This is a genomic window from Phenylobacterium sp. (genome assembly GCF_036402295.1).
Lineage (GTDB): Bacteria > Pseudomonadota > Alphaproteobacteria > Caulobacterales > Caulobacteraceae > Phenylobacterium.
On sequence record NZ_DASWTE010000042.1, the window covers coordinates 1 to 16,240 of the forward strand.

The 16,240-nt window shown below is 69.6% G+C and carries 13 protein-coding genes; 5 read left to right on the plus strand and 8 right to left on the minus strand.

Translation table 11 applies throughout. The features are described from left to right. A partial coding sequence (locus VGD44_RS02770) for an NAD(P)/FAD-dependent oxidoreductase (RefSeq protein WP_331083643.1) occupies window positions 1–1,849 on the plus strand: 1,849 nt, incomplete at its 5' end. 57 nt (window positions 1,850–1,906) lie between these two features. Beyond that, window positions 1,907–2,410, plus strand: coding sequence for a hypothetical protein (locus VGD44_RS02775; RefSeq protein WP_331083645.1), 504 nt, complete (start codon window positions 1,907–1,909; stop codon window positions 2,408–2,410). A gap of 2 nt (window positions 2,411–2,412) precedes the next feature. Here the strand turns inward: VGD44_RS02775 and VGD44_RS02780 are convergent, their stop codons facing one another. Genes VGD44_RS02780 through purL form a run of 3 tightly spaced genes read right to left on the minus strand, consistent with a single transcriptional unit; the run spans window position 2,413 to window position 6,356 of the window. Then, a complete protein-coding gene (locus VGD44_RS02780; protein WP_331083647.1) occupies window positions 2,413–2,922 on the minus strand; it encodes a tetratricopeptide repeat protein in 510 nt (169 codons plus the stop codon). Window positions 2,923–2,973: 51 nt separating this feature from the next. After that, complete coding sequence (locus tag VGD44_RS02785; protein WP_331083649.1) at window positions 2,974–4,158, minus strand: alanine racemase; 1,185 nt, start codon at window positions 4,156–4,158, stop codon at window positions 2,974–2,976. Next, window positions 4,155–6,356 (minus strand): phosphoribosylformylglycinamidine synthase subunit PurL, encoded by a 2,202-nt coding sequence (purL, locus tag VGD44_RS02790; RefSeq protein ID WP_331083651.1) that lies wholly within the window; start codon window positions 6,354–6,356, stop codon window positions 4,155–4,157. The genes VGD44_RS02785 and purL overlap by 4 nt, the downstream gene beginning before the upstream one ends. A gap of 141 nt (window positions 6,357–6,497) precedes the next feature. On the opposite strand from purL, the gene VGD44_RS02795 reads away from it, so the two are divergent. Further along, entirely contained in the window at window positions 6,498–7,667 is a 1,170-nt protein-coding gene (locus VGD44_RS02795) for a hypothetical protein (protein WP_331083653.1), read from the plus strand. Window positions 7,668–7,687: 20 nt separating this feature from the next. Here the strand turns inward: VGD44_RS02795 and VGD44_RS02800 are convergent, their stop codons facing one another. Next, window positions 7,688–8,656, minus strand: coding sequence for an endonuclease/exonuclease/phosphatase family protein (locus VGD44_RS02800; RefSeq protein ID WP_331083655.1), 969 nt, complete (start codon window positions 8,654–8,656; stop codon window positions 7,688–7,690). A 130-nt stretch (window positions 8,657–8,786) separates the two neighbouring features. Between VGD44_RS02800 and VGD44_RS02805 the strand changes: the two genes are divergently transcribed. Further along, window positions 8,787–10,373, plus strand: a complete 1,587-nt coding sequence (locus tag VGD44_RS02805) for an amidohydrolase (protein WP_331083657.1) — start codon at window positions 8,787–8,789, stop codon at window positions 10,371–10,373. Here the strand turns inward: VGD44_RS02805 and VGD44_RS02810 are convergent. Both VGD44_RS02810 and VGD44_RS02815 read right to left on the minus strand, forming a co-directional pair. Beyond that, complete coding sequence (locus VGD44_RS02810) at window positions 10,370–11,143, minus strand: SDR family oxidoreductase (protein WP_331083659.1); 774 nt, start codon at window positions 11,141–11,143, stop codon at window positions 10,370–10,372. The genes VGD44_RS02805 and VGD44_RS02810 overlap by 4 nt on opposite strands. A 146-nt stretch (window positions 11,144–11,289) precedes the next feature. Then, the gene (locus VGD44_RS02815; protein WP_331083661.1) at window positions 11,290–12,336 is read right to left on the minus strand and encodes a phosphotransferase family protein; all 1,047 of its coding nucleotides are present in this window, start codon (window positions 12,334–12,336) and stop codon (window positions 11,290–11,292) included. Window positions 12,337–12,471: 135 nt separating this feature from the next. Here VGD44_RS02815 and VGD44_RS02820 point away from each other — a divergent pair, with 135 nt between their 5' ends. Then, complete coding sequence (locus VGD44_RS02820) at window positions 12,472–13,743, plus strand: phytanoyl-CoA dioxygenase family protein (RefSeq protein ID WP_331083663.1); 1,272 nt, start codon at window positions 12,472–12,474, stop codon at window positions 13,741–13,743. Here the strand turns inward: VGD44_RS02820 and VGD44_RS02825 are convergent. Both VGD44_RS02825 and purQ read right to left on the minus strand, forming a co-directional pair. After that, entirely contained in the window at window positions 13,740–15,662 is a 1,923-nt protein-coding gene (locus VGD44_RS02825; RefSeq protein ID WP_331083665.1) for a CocE/NonD family hydrolase, read from the minus strand. The two genes, VGD44_RS02820 and VGD44_RS02825, sit on opposite strands and share 4 nt — an antisense overlap. Before the next feature lie 71 nt (window positions 15,663–15,733). Next, window positions 15,734–16,240, minus strand: a 507-nt coding sequence (gene purQ, locus VGD44_RS02830; protein WP_331083667.1) for a phosphoribosylformylglycinamidine synthase subunit PurQ, incomplete at its 5' end; no start/stop codon positions are given.

Here is a 16,240-nt window from a genome sequence, read left to right on the forward strand (position 1 = left end):
CGGCACAATTCCGGCCATGACGATCCGACCCGAACTGACTGCCATCGTCGGTGAGATCGACTTCGATCCCGACGCCCTGCACGCCAAGTACCTGGCCGAGCGCGACAAGCGCCTGCGCGAGGACGGGATCGGCCAGTACACGGAGGTGAAGGCCGAGTTCTCGCACTATGTCGACGACCCCTATGTGGAGCCGGGATTCACGCGCGAGCCGGTGTTCGACGAGGTGGAGTTCGCGATCATCGGCGGCGGGTTCGGCGGGCTGCTGATGGGCGCGCGGCTCAGGGAAGCCGGCTTCCAGAACCTCCGCGTGGTCGAGGCGGCGGGCGACTTCGGCGGGACCTGGTACTGGAACCGCTATCCCGGCGCGATGTGCGACGTGGAGAGTTACGTCTACCTGCCGCTCCTCGAGGAGCTGGGCTACATCCCCAAGCACAAGTATTCGTTCGCGCCCGAGATCCTGGAGCACTCCCGGGCGATCGCGCGGCACTTCGGCCTCTACGACAAGGCGCTGATGCAGACCTCGATCACCGGGATGACCTGGGACGAGGCGGACGGGAAGTGGGTTGTCGAGACCAACCGCGGCGACCGGTTCAAGGCGCGCTACGTGGCCATGGCCAACGGGCCGCTCAGCCGGCCGAAGCTGCCGGGCATCCCGGGCATCCACGACTTCGCTGGCCACACCTTCCACACCAGCCGTTGGGACTACCGCTACACCGGCGGCGACTCGTCGGGCGGGCTGACGGGTCTGGCCGACAAGCGCGTCGGGATCATCGGCACGGGCGCCACGGCGATCCAGTGCGTGCCCCACCTCGGCGAATGGGCGAAGGAACTCTACGTCTTCCAGCGCACGCCGTCGTCGGTGGACGTACGCAACAACGCCCCGACCGACCCGGCGTGGGCGCAGTCCCTGCAGCCGGGCTGGCAGCAGCACCGGATGGACAACTTCAATACCCTCGTCTCGGGCGGCGACGCCGAGGTGGACCTGGTGCATGACGGCTGGACCGACATCTTCCGCAACCTGCAGGGCGCGGCGGTGAAGGCGGCCGGCAAGGCGCTGGGCCGGCGGCTGACCAGCGAGGAGCGCGCGGAGCTGCTGGAGCTGGCGGACTACCGCAAGATGAACCAGGTGCGGTCCCGCGTGGACACGCTCGTCCAGGACCCGGCGACCGCGGCGGCGCTGAAGCCCTGGTACCGTCAGTTCTGCAAGCGGCCGTGCTTCCACGACGAGTACCTGCAGACCTTCAACCGCCCGAGCGTGACCCTGGTGGACACCCACGGGAGGGGCGTCGAGCGGCTGACGAAGACCGGCGTGGTGGCGAACGGGCAGGAGTATCCCGTCGACTGCCTGATCTTCGCGACCGGCTTCGAGGTAGGCACGTCGTACACCAGGCGGGCCGGCTACGACATCGTGGGCCGGGGCGGGACCACATTGTCCGAGCACTGGAGCGACGGCCTGCGCACCCTGCACGGCCTGACCAGCCACGGCTTCCCGAACTGCTTCTTCCTGGGCTTCACCCAGACGGCGATCACCATCAGCGTGCCGCAGGCGCTGAACGAGCAGGCCAAGCACGTGGCGCATGTGGTGACCCAAGCCCAGGCCCGCGGCGCGCAGGTGCTGGAGCCGACGGCCGAGGCGGAAGCCGAGTACGTGCAGGAGATCCGCACCCTGGCCCGCATGGGGCAGCGCTTCTACACGGAGTGCACGCCAGGCTACTACAACTCGGAGGGCATGGCCGGGAACCGGCAGGGCTTCTTCTCGGAGATGTACGGCGCGGGGCCGCTCGTGTTCTTCGAGGTGCTGAAGGCCTGGCGCGAGGCCGGGGAGCTAAAGGGGCTGGAGCTGCGCTGATTTACAACCGTCAAATGTTCGGCCATTCTCCTATTACAAACGTAATAGGAAGTGCGGATGTCCGACACCGAGGCGGGCCGGCTCGAGATCCTGCGGCAGCGCGAGCGCGCGAGGGAGCGACGGCGGCAGGTCGGCAACATGCTGTCGCTGGCCGGAATGGCCGTTTGTGTCGCGGCGATCCCAGGGCTGCTCGCGCTCCAGGGGGTCCTGACGGGGCTCGCCGAGCGGCGGGCCTGGGCGATCGAGGGGCCCGCATGCCCGGTGGTGACGGAGCCGTCGTCGCGGGCGGTGAGTCATAGGCGCCCGCCGATGAGCCACACCTACGGCGCGACCACCTTCACGCGCTCGTTCGGGGCGGTGAGCTGTGCCGGCTTCCGGGAGCCGGCCCTGCTCGAAGAGCGGGTCTACCATGTCTGCCAGTTCAACAATCCGGGGGCCGTCGTCGTGAAGACCGCGGCGGCGACGACCGCGTACGAGGCCGCGCCTGGCAAGCGGCTCACGGTGACGGTGCGGGAGGGCCAGGCGAGCTGCGTGGTCGGCGGCTGGTTCAGCCTGAACTGAAGCTACGCACCCCTGGCCGGGGTCTCGCGGATAGCGGTTTCCACGTCGGCCTTGAACTTCGCGAGCTGGCCGGCCTGCCAGCAGCCGCCGCATTCCTTCAGCTTGGCGTCGAGCCACGCGAGCTGGACCGTGGCCTTGGGATCGCTGGTCCGGGCGAGCGCGATGCCCAGGCCCGCGCGCGCTTCTGGATGCGACGGGAACAGGCGCACGGCGGTGGTGTAGGTCGTCCGCGCGCCCTTCCAGTCCTGCAGGCCTTGCTGCGCGGCGCCGAGGAGGAGCCAGGACTCGACCCGCTTGGGGTCGGCGCGGGTGACGGGCTGGGCGTACTTGCGCGCGGTCTTGTAGTCCTTGGCCTGCAGCGCCTTGGTGGCCATGTCGATGTTGCGCTGAGTGACCTCGCGCTGGGCGGCCAGGAGGGCCGTGCCGCCGCCTTCGTAGAGCTCGGTCTCGGACTGGGACCACGCGGGGCCGGCGACCAGCGCCGCAAGCACCAAAAGAGCGACCCACCGCATCGCCATCCTCCCCCAAGGTTCGCCGAACGCTAGTCGCGCCGCATTTCACGTCTATTGCGACGCGCCGCGGGCCTCCAGGCGGACGACGTCGACCAGCACGCCGTCCTGCACCAGGTGCAGGAGATCGTAGCGGTCGAGGGTGGGGTCGATGTGGCCGGGCGCCAGCGCCAGGCGCTCGCCGCGGACGACGGGATGGCCCGCGGGGCGGCCGATCATGCCGTGCTCGTCGCCGAAGAAACGATAGGTGCAGTCGGCGAACTCCGGCGTCAGCGGCTGGGGCATGGGCCCGTCGGTGGAGAAGGCCTTCAGGCCGGCGTCCAGGGTCACCCATTTGGGATGGTTGGCCGAGATAACGGTGGTCACGACCGTGGCCGCCTGCTCGAAGGCGCCGTCGGGATCGGCTTTCAGCGCGTCGCGGTACTCCTTGTCCATGAAGGCGTACGAGCCGGGCTGGACCTCGTTGAGCACGCCCTGGGCGGCGTCGGCGGTGAAGGTGCCGGTGCCGCCGCCAGTGACCACGTCGACGGTCCCGCCGGCCGTGCGGATGGCGTCGATGGCGGCGGTGAGTTTCTCCATGCCCGCGGCCACGGCCGAGGCGCGGGCGTTGGCGCCTTCCAGGTGCTGCCAGTTCCCGCCATAGCCCTGGACGCCGAGCAGGCGGAGGCTGGGCTGGGCGAGGACCGCGCGGGCGACGGCGGCGGCCTGCTCGGGATCGTGGCAGCCGGTGCGGCCCAGGCCCACGTCGATGTCGATCACCACCTGGATGGGCGCGGTCGCGGCGGCGGCGAGCTCGGCGGCCGCGTCGGGGTGGTCGACCACGATGCGGAAGTCCGGCAGGTCAGCAGCCAGGCGGGCGGCGCGGGCGGCGTTGGTCACCCCGGCTATGGGCGAGGTGACCAGGATGTGGCCGATCCCCTCCGCCGCCAGCGCCTCGGCCTCGGCCAGCTTGGCGCAGCAGATGCCGACGGCGCCCTGCTCCATCTGCCGGCGGACCAGGGCGGCGCACTTGTGGGACTTGGCGTGCGGGCGGAGCGCGAGGCCGGCGGCTCTCGCACGAGCGGCCATCTTGGCGACATTGCGATCGAAGGCGGCGAGGTCGATCACCGCGGCCGGCGTGGGGATGCGCTCCGCCGATCCGGGCCGGCCCAGCAGCGAGAGCGTGAAGGCGACGTGCGGCTTGTCGGCCAGTCCGCCCAGCGCCTGCTCGATGGCTTCGGCCGGGCGGAGCGGGCTCACGCGGTCTCCCCCATGAACGCCGGCATCCAGCCCTCATGGGCCTTGCGCAGGTCGGTGAGCGGCAGGTCCATGATGCGTTCGATTGCGATGGACTGACCCTTGGCGTCGCCCAGGATCTCGGCCGGGAGGCCGGCGGCGCGGGCGGCGTCCAGCACCGGGTTGGGGTCCTTGACCGCGATCAGGTAGCGGGCCTGGTCCTCGGCGAAGAGGCGTACGTGCGGGGTTCCGGCGAGCCGCAGCTCGACGCCCATGTCCGAGGCCAGCGCCATCTCGCAGACCGCGGCGATCAGGCCGCCGTCGGAAAGGTCGTGGACGGTGCGCACCGCGCCCGACTGGATCAGGCGACGGACCACGTCGCCGGTCTTCCTCTCGAGGGCCAGGTCGACCGACGGCGGCGCGCCGTCCTCGCGGCCCAGCACCTCGCGCAGGTACATGGACGCGCCAAACTCACCCCGGGTCTCGCCCAGCAGCACCAGCACGTCGCCCGCCTGCATCGAGCCGAAGTCGGCGCGCTTCGCGTAGTCGGCGATCAGGCCCACGCCGCCTACCGTGGGGGTCGGCGGAATGGCCGCGCCGTTGGTCTCGTTGTAGAGGCTGACGTTGCCGCTCACGACCGGGAAGTCGAGCTCGCGGCAGGCCTCGGCCATGCCGTCGATGGAGCGCACGATCTGGCCCATGATCTCGGGCCGCTCAGGGTTGCCGAAGTTCAGGTTGTCGGTGATGGCGATCGGCGCCGCGCCCACGGCGGTCAGGTTGCGCCAAGCCTCGGCCACCGCCTGTTTGCCGCCTTCGTAGGGGTCGGCCTGGACGTAGCGCGGCGTGCAGTCGGAGGTGACGGCCAGCGCCTTCCTGCCACCGTGCACGCGGACCACGCCGGCGTCGGCGCCGGTGGCCGAGTCCTCCAGCGTGTCGGCCATGACGTGGCGGTCGTACTGCTCCCAGATCCAGCGCTTGGAGGCCATGTCGGGCGCGCTCATCAGTTTCACGGTCGCGGCCGCGAAGTCGCCGGGCGGTGCGATGCTAAGCGGGTCGAGGCGCGGCTGCGGAGTCGGCGCGACCCAGGGGCGGTCGTAGAGCGGGGCGTCGTCGAACAGCGGCGCGAGCGGCACGTCGGCGACGGTCTCGCCGTGGTGCTTCAGGACCAGGTGGCCGGTGTCGGTGGTCTTGCCGATGATGGCGGCGTCCAGGCCCCACTTCTCGAAGATGGCGTGGCCGTCGCGCTCGCGCCCCGGCTTCAGGATCGCCAGCATCCGCTCCTGGCTTTCCGACAGCATCATCTCGTAGGCCGTCATGTGCTCTTCGCGCTGGGGCACGTGGTCGAGGTCCAGCTCGATACCGACGCCGCCCTTGCCGGCCATCTCGACCGAGGAGGAGGTGAGGCCGGCGGCGCCCATGTCCTGGATGGCGGCGACGGCGCCGGAGGCCATCAGCTCCAGGGTGGCCTCGATCAGCAGCTTTTCGGCGAAGGGGTCGCCGACCTGGACGGTGGGCCGCTTCTCCTCGGCGTCTTCCGAGAACTCGGCCGAGGCCATGGTGGCGCCGTGGATGCCGTCGCGGCCGGTCTTGGAGCCGAAGTAGACGACGCTGAGGCCCGTGGCGGGGGCGGCCGAGTAGAAGATCTTGTCCGCGTCGGCCAGGCCCACGCACATGGCGTTGACCAGGATGTTGCCGTCGTAGCCACGGTGGAAGTTGGTCTCGCCGGCCACGGTCGGCACGCCGACGCAATTGCCGTAGCCGCCGATGCCCGCGACCACGCCCGAGACGAGGCGCTTGGTCTTGGGGTGCGACGGGTCGCCGAAGCGCAGCGCGTTCAGGAGCGCGACGGGCCGCGCGCCCATGGTGAAGACATCGCGCATGATGCCGCCAACGCCGGTGGCCGCGCCCTGGTACGGCTCGATGTAGGAGGGGTGGTTGTGGCTCTCCATCTTGAAGATGCAGGCCTCGCCGTCGCCGATATCGATGACGCCGGCGTTCTCGCCCGGGCCCTGGATCACCTTCGGGCCGCTGGTGGGGAACTTGCCGAGGTGCTTGCGGCTGGACTTGTAGCTGCAGTGCTCGGACCACATCACCGAGAAGACGCCCAGCTCGACGTCGTTGGGCTCGCGGTTCAGCCGCCGGACGATGAGGTCGTATTCTTCCGGCTTCAGGCCGTACTCGGCGGCCTTCGCGGCCATGGTCTTGGAGGGCTGGGCGCTCATGGCGCGCCTTCTAGACGGACTCTCCGCGGGGCGCGAGGGGCGGGGAGGGTCATAGAGCCCGAAGCCGGCTTAACCCTGATTCTTAGGCACATGTTATGAGCGCAGTCGCTACCCTCACGCGCAGTGCGTGTGGGGTGTCCGATGAGAGTTCGAACTAGCGGCGGCGCGCTGGCCGCCGGCGCCGTGGTGGCGGGGGTGTTGTCGCTCGTGACCGTAGGCGACGGTTCGTCGCCGAAGCCGGTGACGAGGGAGTCGCTGCAGGCCGCGCCGCTTCCCGAGGGCGGCCTCAGGCCGATGCAACCCGATCCGCGCCTGCCGAGCTTCCACAGGGACGGCGAGGCGCCGCGGGAACCGCCAGGGCCCCCTCCGCCTCCTCCCGAGCCACAGCGCGAGATCCTCGAGGCCGTGAGCAGCCCGGACGCGCTGGTGTTCCAGGCAGTGCGCGGGGCGTTGACCTACCTCGCCCTATTCCTGCTGGGCCACCTGACGCTGCGTCGGTACGGCGTCGGCGGTCGCTGGGCCTACGCCGGCCTGGGCAGTGTGGCGGCGCTGATCACCGTCGCCAGCCAGACGCCGCTGCAGGGTTGGCGTAATCTGATCGTCCTGGGAAACCTCAGCTACTTCCTGGCTATCCCGATCGTCGCCGGCCTGATCATGGGCTTCAGCTATCGTTGGCGCGCGGGCCTGGAGGCCGACGGCGACGATCCGGCCGTTCTGGAAGCGACCCTGGCCGCCGCGCAGACCAAGGTAGAGCCGGCGCTGGTCGACACCGGGGACGCCGAATATTTCAGCGGGCCGGTACAGGTCCGCACGTCATTCCCCGTGGCGTTCGTCGCCGCGCTGCTGTCGTCAGGTCTATTCGGGCTCATCTCCATGGCCTTCGCCATTCCGGCCGAAGTCCAGGGCTGGATGGCGAGCGGCCAGCAGATGCCTCTGAACAAGATGGTGGCGCTGGCCATCCAATCGCAGCTCCACGTGATCCTCCTGATGGGCCTCATGGCGCCACTCCCGTTCGCGGCGCTGGTGATGTTGGGGCAGGTCTTGCTGCGCGCGATTGGGAAGACCTCGTACCGTGCGTACCTCGTGGCCGGCGCGACGGCGCCGCTGCTGCTCACCCTGCTGCTCGGGCCGGTCGGCTTCCTGCTCGGACTGCGGGCAGCCGTGCCCATGGCGGTGGCCATGTGCGTCTACCGCAGCATGGCTGGCCTCGAGCCCAAGGCCGTGAAGGAGGACATCGAGGTCCGCGACCGCCGCAACCTGATGGACGCGGACCACCCGCGGCGACGCTACAGCCGGGTCATCAAGGCCTAAGGCGTGCGGGCGCAACCGCGTCAGACGGTGAAGGCGGCCCAGAGCGGATAGTGGTCGCTCATTCGGTACGAGAGGGCCTCGCGGCTGAGATCCCGGAGCACGAGACCCTGGAAGTTGATGCCGCCGGCGTCGACGAAGTCCAGGGAGAGATAGGGCCGGCCGCCCACTTCCTCGAACCAGGCGATCTGGTCGTAGAAGTGGCTACGCTGGGGATCGTCGGGCGAGGCGGAGAGCGTCCGGGGCACGTCGTTGAGCTCTGCGGGCACCGTCAGGCCAGTGGAGGCGAAAGCCTGCCAGCGCTCGTCGTCGCGGCGGTCGATGTTGAAGTCGCCCAGGCAGATGAGGTTCTGCTCGTACTCGTTCATCCGGCTGGCCCAGTCGAGCAGCCACTCGGCGATGGCCTTGAGCTCGGGCGTCCGTTCGGCGGCGGCGGCGCCATAATCCACGTGGAGCGTGACCAGCACGAAGGTCTTGTCGCCCCGCAGGAAGCTGACCGCGTAGGGCGTGCGCGCGAACTGCTGCTGGCGAGCGTTGGCCGGCGCGGCCGTCTGGCCGTCGTTGAACTCGGGCACGACCAGTTCGCAGGCGAGGCCCGAGAGCTTCAGGCGCGCGGTGTCGAAGATGAAGGCCAGCCGCTCCGCGTTGGCGGCGTCGCCGCGCGACACGTCCGTCATCACGAAGCCCCACTGCGGACCCAGCTTCTTCAGCACATGGCGCAGGGCGCGCAGGTTACCCTTGACCTCCTGGATCGCGATCACGTCGAACCGCGCCAGGATCTCGGCGATGAGGTAGGCGGCGTGGAGGTCGCGCTTGGGCTCGGCGTCCGGGCCGCCGCTCCACTCCAGGGTGAGGCTGCCGAACGCGCGGATGTTCCAGGTGGCGATCAGGAGGTTGCCGGCGGTCTTGGCGGGCACGTTGTCGAGTTCGCGCGCGAGCGAGGCGGCGTCGTCCAGCACGGCCTGCGGCGGCGGATCGGTGATCTCGGCCACGATCATTCCCCCGTACGACCTACGCGAGCATCGCGCCGTAGCGCCACTACGGCAAGGCTTGACGAAGGTCGCTTGATTTCCAGACGGGGGCGTGCCCGGCTGGCGGCTCGGCATGCGGGAGGGCGGGATGGTGCGGGGGATACTTGCGGGCGTTGCGGCGGTCGCGCTGATGGTGGGAACGCCCGTGATGGCGGCCGCGCCGGCCAAGCTGAAGGCCGAGGCCGCGGCCAAGGTCGATGGCCGAGCCAAGTTGGCGCAGGAGATCGTCGACACGGTCTTCAGCTTCGGCGAGCTGGGCTACCAGGAGGTCGAGACCTCCCGCTACCTGACCGATCTCCTCGAGAAGAACGGATTCACCGTGACGCGCGGCGTCTCGGGCATGCCGACGGCCTGGACGGCGACGTGGAGTTCACCTGTGGGCTCCGGCGGGCCGGTGATCGCGCTGGGCAGCGACATCGACGGCATCCCCAAAGCCTCGCAGACGCCGGGCGTGGCCTACCGCAAACCGATGGTCGAGGGCGCGCCGGGCCACGGCGAGGGTCACAACTCAGGCCAGGCGGTGAACATCGTCGCCGCCCTGGCGCTGAAGGAGATCATGACCCGGGAGAAGATCGCCGGGACCTTGGTGCTGTGGCCGGGGGTCGCCGAGGAACTCCTGGGCGCGAAGGCCTATTTCGTGCGTGACGGCGTCTTCAAGGGCGCGGACGCGGCCATCTTCACCCACGTGGGCGACAACCTGGCGACTGCCTGGGGACGGCCGCGGGGCACCGGCATGGTCTCGGTCGAGTACACCTTCGCCGGCGACTCGGCGCACTCGGCCAACGCCCCCTGGCGCGGCAAGAGCGCGCTGGACGCGGTGGAGCTGATGAACATCGCCTGGAACATGCGCCGCGAGCATCTGCGGCCGGTCCAGCGCTCGCACTATGTGATCTCGGACGGCGGCGACCAGCCCAACGTCGTGCCGTCGCGGGCGACCGTCTGGTACTTCTTCCGCGAGATCGACTTTGAGAACATCGGCAAGAACTTCGCCCTCGGGAACAAGATCGCCGAGGCGGCTGCGGCCATGACCGACACGACCGTCTCGCGCCGCGTGGTGGGCGTGGCGGCGCCGCAGCACTTCAACAAGCCGATCGCCACGGCGATGAAGGCCAACATCGACAGGGTGGGGCTGCCGACCTGGACCGCCGACGAGCAGGCGTTCGCCCGCGCCACCCAGAAGCTGGTGGGCGGCGAGGAGGACGGGCTCGCAACCAAGCTGCGGCCGCTGGGCGCGCCCGTGGACCCGCCAGTCAGCGGCGGCTCGGATGATATCGGCGACGTGTCCTGGGCCGTGCCGACGGTGGTGCTGAACTATCCGTCGAACATCCCGAACCTGCCGGGACACCACTGGTCGAACGCCATCGCCATGGCCACGCCTGTGGCGCACAAGGGCGTCGTGGCGGGCGGCAAGGTCGTGGCGATGACGGTGCTGGACCTGCTGATGGATCCCAAGCTGCTGCCCGAGGCGAAGCGCTACTTCGAGACCGAGCAGCCGAAGGAGGGCAAATACGCGCCCATCCTGACGGCGACCGACAAGCCGGCGATCGAGCGCAACAGCGGGATCATGGCCACCTACCGGCCGCAGATGAAGCCGCTGTACTACGACGCGGCGAAGTACCCGACCTACCTGGACCAGCTCGGCGTGAAGTTCCCGGAGCTCACGCCGGCGAAGCCCTAGCGGGTCTGGCCGCCGTCCACCGGCACCACGGCGCCGGTGACGAAGCTGGCCAGCGGCGAGAGCAGGAAGGCGGCGACGGCGCCGATCTCCTCAGGCGTGCCGTAGCGGTTGAGCGGCACCTCGCGGCGGATCCAGCGGGCCCAGTTCTCGGCCCGGGGGCCGGTGGAGTTGGCCTCCCAGGTCCCGCCCGGGAAGATGATGTTTCCGGGCGCGATGGCGTTGACCCGGACGTTCTTCGGCCCGGCGATGCGCGCCAGTTCCTTGGTCATGTGGTTCATGGCCGCCTTGGAGGTGCCGTAGGTCATGGCGGTGCCCAGGGCGCCCAGGCCGGCGATGGAGCTGATCATCAGCACCGAGCCTTCGCCGCGGGGGGTCATGACGCGCAGCGCCGTGCGGGCGAGCCGCCACGCCGAGTCGAGGTTCTGGGTGAAGCCGGCGTCCCAGGTCTCGTCGTCCACCTCGAAGCCGGGCGGGCAGGGGTAGAGCCCGACGTTGGCGACCGCGCCGAAGATCGGGCCGAGCTCGGCCTCGGTGCGGGCGACGGCGTCCTCGATGACCGTGGTGTCGCGCATGTCGCCCGAGATCGCGAGCAGGCGGTCCGCGCCATAGGCCTCGGCGAGCCGGGCGCGCTCGGCCTCCAGCGCCTCGGCGCCGCGGGCGGTGATCGCGAGCTTCGCGCCCTCGGCCAGGCAGGCTTCCACGATGCCGCGCCCGATGCCCCGGCTTGCGCCGGCGACGAAGATGACCTTGCCGTCGAGTCCGAGGTGCATGGCGTTCTACTGCCGCGAAGCGGCGTCCCTTGAAAGGAGCCGCGGAAAGCGCGGAAGAGCCCGGAAGGGTGACACTAGCGAATTCCGCGTTCTTCCGCGTTTTCCGCGGTTCGAATGGGTGCCTCCACACGCGTGGAGGCTGGTGACTATTCGCGGCCCTCCAGGATGGCGAGAGCCTGTTCGGCCAGCGGCCGGCAGCCGTTGATCGCCTCGCCTTCGCGGGCCGAGTTGCCGGCCAGGACGCGGCGGTACACGCCCTGGCTGATCGAGGCGAGGCGGAAGATCGAGAAGGCCATCAGGAACGGCCAGTCCTCGATCTCGCCGCGGCCGGTGCGCTCGCAGTAGCGGGCGACGTATTCGGCCTCGGTGGGGATGCCGCTGGTCTTGAAGTTGACGCCGTCCAGGCTGCCCCAACCCGGCGAGTGCGAGCGCCACAGGAAACAGTTGTAGGCGATATCGGCAAGCGGGTGGCCGATGGTGGAGAGCTCCCAGTCGAGCACCGCGATGATGCGGTTCTCGGTGGGGTGGTACATCACGTTCTCGAGCCGGTAGTCGCCGTGGGCTATGGAGACCGACTGGTCCGCAGGAATGCGCGCCGGCAGCCGCTCGATGAGGGCGTCCATGGCCGGGATGCTCTCGGACTCGGCGTCGCGGTACTGGCGGGTCCAGCGCGCCACCTGGCGCTCGAAGTAGCCGCCGGGCCGGCCATAGTCGCCCAAACCCACGGCTTCGAAGTTCACCTGGTGGAGCTTCACCAGCGTGGCGTTGAGGTCGTCGTAGATCTCGGACCGGTCAGATGGCGAGAGGTCGGGCAGGGTCGCGTCGCGGAAGATGCGGCCTTCCAGGTAGTCCATGACGTAGAAGGCGGTGCCGATGACGTCCGGGTCCTCGCACAGCGCGCGCATCTTCGGGACCGGGACCAGGCCGTGCAGGGCCTTCATGACGCGGTACTCGCGGTCCACCTGGTGCGCACTGGAGAGCAGCTGGCCCGGCGGTTTCTTGCGCAGCACGAAGCGGTGGCCGCCGTCGGTTGTGAGCAGGAACGTGGGGTTCGACGCCCCGCCTTGGAACTGGCGGACCTCGAGCCGGTGGCCCACCTCGGGCACCCGCGCGCGCAGCCACGTGTGCAGGCCGGCCTCGTCGAAGCGATGGGCCGGGACGACCTCCCGGACGGGCGGATCGGAGACGCTCATGCGCCCATTGCGGACCCGACCGCGGCTCCGGTCAATGGCGCCGCCACGGCAGCCGCGCGCACGGCATTGACCTGCCCTCGCGGAAGGGGCGGACTCTTCGCCCACCTGACGCAGAGCAGGCTGGGAGAACGGCGAATGTACACCCTGCCGGATCGGTTCGAGTTCATGTCCGACGCCTGGCTGGACGAGGCGCGGCGATGGTTCGAGGGGCGCAAGCCGCCGGCGCCCTTCGCGGTCAGCGAGCGGTTTGCGGACGCGCCGCCGCACCTGCAGTTTCCGGACGATGCAGCCAGTTGGACCGCCCGCTTCGACGGCGAGGCGTTCTCGATCACCCGCGGCTTCGACGGCTCGGCGGACGTGACGGTCGAGGGCGACTACCAGGCGGCGCTGATGTCGGCGCAGTTCGTGGGCGTCATGGCGCCGGGCGCGTGGAAGGCCATGCAGCGCGAGGTCGACAACGCCTTCGGCAAGGGCACGGTGCGCATGAAGGGGCGGCTGCAGCCGGAGGCCTCCGAGTTGATGATGCACTTCCACGACCACATGGGCCGCCGAACGGTCGAGAACCCCGACCTTGAGCATCGCGCGCGGCGGCTGGGCGTCGCCGGCAAGATCCGCGAGATGGAGGAGCAGGGCTATACGGTCATCGAGCGCGCCATCTCGGACGAGTTCGCCGACGAGGTGCGGACCGCGACCCTGCGCGCGCTGTCGTCGCAGGGCGTCACCACGCTGAACTGGATGACCTACCACGGTCGCGAATTCGAGCTGCTGCTGCAGAACCCGCAACTGATGACGCTGATCGACGCCTCGCTGGGGCGCGGCGCGGTCATCGCCTCGATCTCGGCCATCCGGCGCGGGCCCGGCCCGGGCTTCATCCCGATGCACACCGACTACGCCCACGTGCCCGAGCCCTATCCGGAGTTCTCGCTGACCGGGGTCGGCGTGTGGGCGCTGGAGGACTGGACGCTCGAGAGCGGGCCCACCTGGATCGTGCCCGGCAGCCACAAGCACCGCCGCCCGCCGCGCGAAGGCGAGGGCCATAACCAGGGCGTGCCGATCGTGATGCCCAAGGGCAGCGTGGTCTACTTCCACCACGGGGTCTGGCACTGGCAGGGCGACCGCACCGCGCCGGGCGAGCGGGTGACCATCCACGCGCACTTCAACCGCGGCATCCTGCGCAGCCTGGAGCCCAAGAAGATCGACGTGCAGATGCTGCACCGGAACGCGCCGCGCCTGGGCGAGATGCTGGGCGAGGACGACTGGTTCGACAAGCTGAGCGCCCACGGCCGCGACTACAGCCGTCTCGCCTACATGAACAAGCTGCACGCCTTCACCGAGGCGAAGAAGCGCGAGATCCTCGGCGAGCCGGCCGCGCCGAAGGGGCAGGACCTGGGCGCCCTGGTCTCCTAGTTCGCCGGCACGACGGGCAGCTCGATCGACGAGGCCGTGTCGCCGGTCAGGTAGATGCGCTGGGTCGCCTTCCTGTAGTCGGACGGCTTCGCGAAGAAGATGTTCGGCACGAAGGTCTGCGGATTGCGGTCGTAGAGCGGGAACCAGCTCGACTGGACCTGCACCATGATCCGGTGGCCGGGCTGGAACACGTGGTTCGTGGGCGGCAGCTCGTAGCGGTAGCGCTGGACCTTGCCGGCGGGGATCGGCGAGGGCTTCTCGAAGCTCTCGCGGTAGCGGCCGCGGAAGATCTCCATGGCCACGCCCAGCTCGTAGCCGCCCATGGGCGCGTCCGACGGCACCACGTCGGGATAGACGTCGATCAGCTTCACCACCCAGTCGCTGTCGGTCCCGCTGGTGGAGGCGTAGAGGTTCACCACCGGCTCGCCCGAGATCTTCAGCGGCGCCTTCAGGGGCTCGGTGACGAAGGTGAGCACGTCGGGCCGGCCGTCGACGTGGCGTTGGTCCGAGGTCAGCCAGAAGCGCCACTGATCGGCGTCGTCCCAGCGCACCGGGCGGCGGACGTAAGGGACTGGCTTGGCAGGGTCGGAGACGTACTCCTCGAACGCCGCGCCGTTCACTGCCTTGTCGAACGAGAGGCCGAGCCCGGGGGTCAGGTAGAGCGGCTTCAGCGTCGCCGCGCAGCCCGTTTCGCACGCCTGCGGGTACTTCTGGAGCCGGTTCCACTTCATCGACCCACTGTCGAAGATGAACACCGGCGGGATGTCGGCCTTGGGCGCGTTCGTCTTCAGGTGGCTGTCGAGGAACGGCTTCATCACGGTCAGGCGGAACTCGGTGGCCGTGTCGCCGGGCAGCTTCAGGTTCGGGCCCAGCTGGCGCTGTTCGTAGTTGACGCCGGAGTGCCGCCAGGGGCCGAGCGCCAGGAAGTTCATGTCGTTGCCGGCGTCCTTGGGCTCGACGGCCTCGTAGGCGTGGATCGCGCCGTAGATGTCCTCCTGGTCCCACAGGGCGCCAACCCAGAGGGTGGGCACCTTCAGCGGCTGGGTCGCCAGGATCTTGTCCAGCGCCTGGCCCTGCCAGAAGGCGTCGTAGGCGGGATGTTCGCTGACCTTCCGCCACGACGGGATCTGGTCCAGGCCCGCGGCCTTGGCGTAGTCGCCGGCCGAGCCCGCGCGCAGGAAGTTGTCGTAGTCGTCGAAGGCCTGGCGCGGGATGTCGTCGCCTTCGCCCTTCTCGGTCATCTGGCTGGTGAACCAGTCGAAGTTGATCTGGCGGAACGCCCCGTTCTGGAACCAGTCGTCGCCCATCCAGCCGTCGATCATCGGGCTCTGCGGCACGGCCGCCTTCAGCGCCGGGTGCGGGTTGATGAGCGCCATGGCCGAGGTGAAGCCGGGATAGGACGACCCGGTGATCCCGACGCGGCCGTTGCTCTGCTTCAGGTTCTTCACCAGCCAATCGATGGTGTCGTAGGCGTCGGTGGAGTGGTCGACGGCGGTGTTGTTGAGCGGACCGCGCAGGGGCCGGGTGAGCACGTAGTCGCCCTCGGAGCCATGCTTGCCGCGGACGTCCTGGTAGACGCGGATGTAGCCGTCGGCGAGGAACGGTTCGTCCACCTGAGCCCCGGTGGCGGCGGCGTGCGGCGACAGCGCGCGCTGGGCCGTCTTCTTGGCGTTGTAGGGCGTGCGCGTGAGCAGGATCGGCGCGTCCTTCGCGCCCTTCGGGATGATCATCACCGTGTAGAGTTTCACGCCGTCGCGCATGGGGACCATCTCGACGCGCTTCTCGTAGTCATAGGACGCCGTCGGCCACTTGAAGTCCTTGGCGATGTCGGGGGTCATCGGCGGCGTCTGGGCTGACGCCGGGGACAGGGCGAGCGCGGCGCACGCAGCGGCGCCGGCCAGAAGCAACTGGAAACGCATAGGACTCCTCGGGGGCGGATCGTGGCGCGACCTTAGAGGCCGCGGCGCGCCGGACACAACTGGCGCGGGCGTCAGGCGCTGGCCAGCGCGCTCTGGAACAGGATCGCGCCGTCGGCCGAGCCCAGCTCGGCCTCGAAGGCGCGGTCCGGGTGGGGCATGAGGCCCAGGACGTTGCCGCGGGCGTTGACGATGCCGGCGATATCGCGCGCCGAGCCGTTGGGGTTGTTCAGGTAGCGGAACACCACCTGGCCCTCGCCCTCCAGCCGGTCGAGGGTGGCATCGTCGGCGAAGAAGTTGCCCTCGCCGTTGCCCACGGTCATCGCGACCTGGCGGCGGCCCTTGTAGCCGGCGGTGAAGCGGGTCTGGCTGTTGGTGACCTCCAGGTCGATGGCCTTGCAGACGTACTTCAGCTTCTCGTTGCGCAGCAGGGCGCCCGGCAGGAGGCGCATCTCGCACAGCACCTGGAAGCCGTTGCAGATGCCCACCGTGGCCACGCCGCGCTCGGCGGCCGCCTTGACCTCGGACATGATGGGCGAGAGCGAGGCCATGGCCCCGCAGCGCAGGTAGTCGCCGTAGGA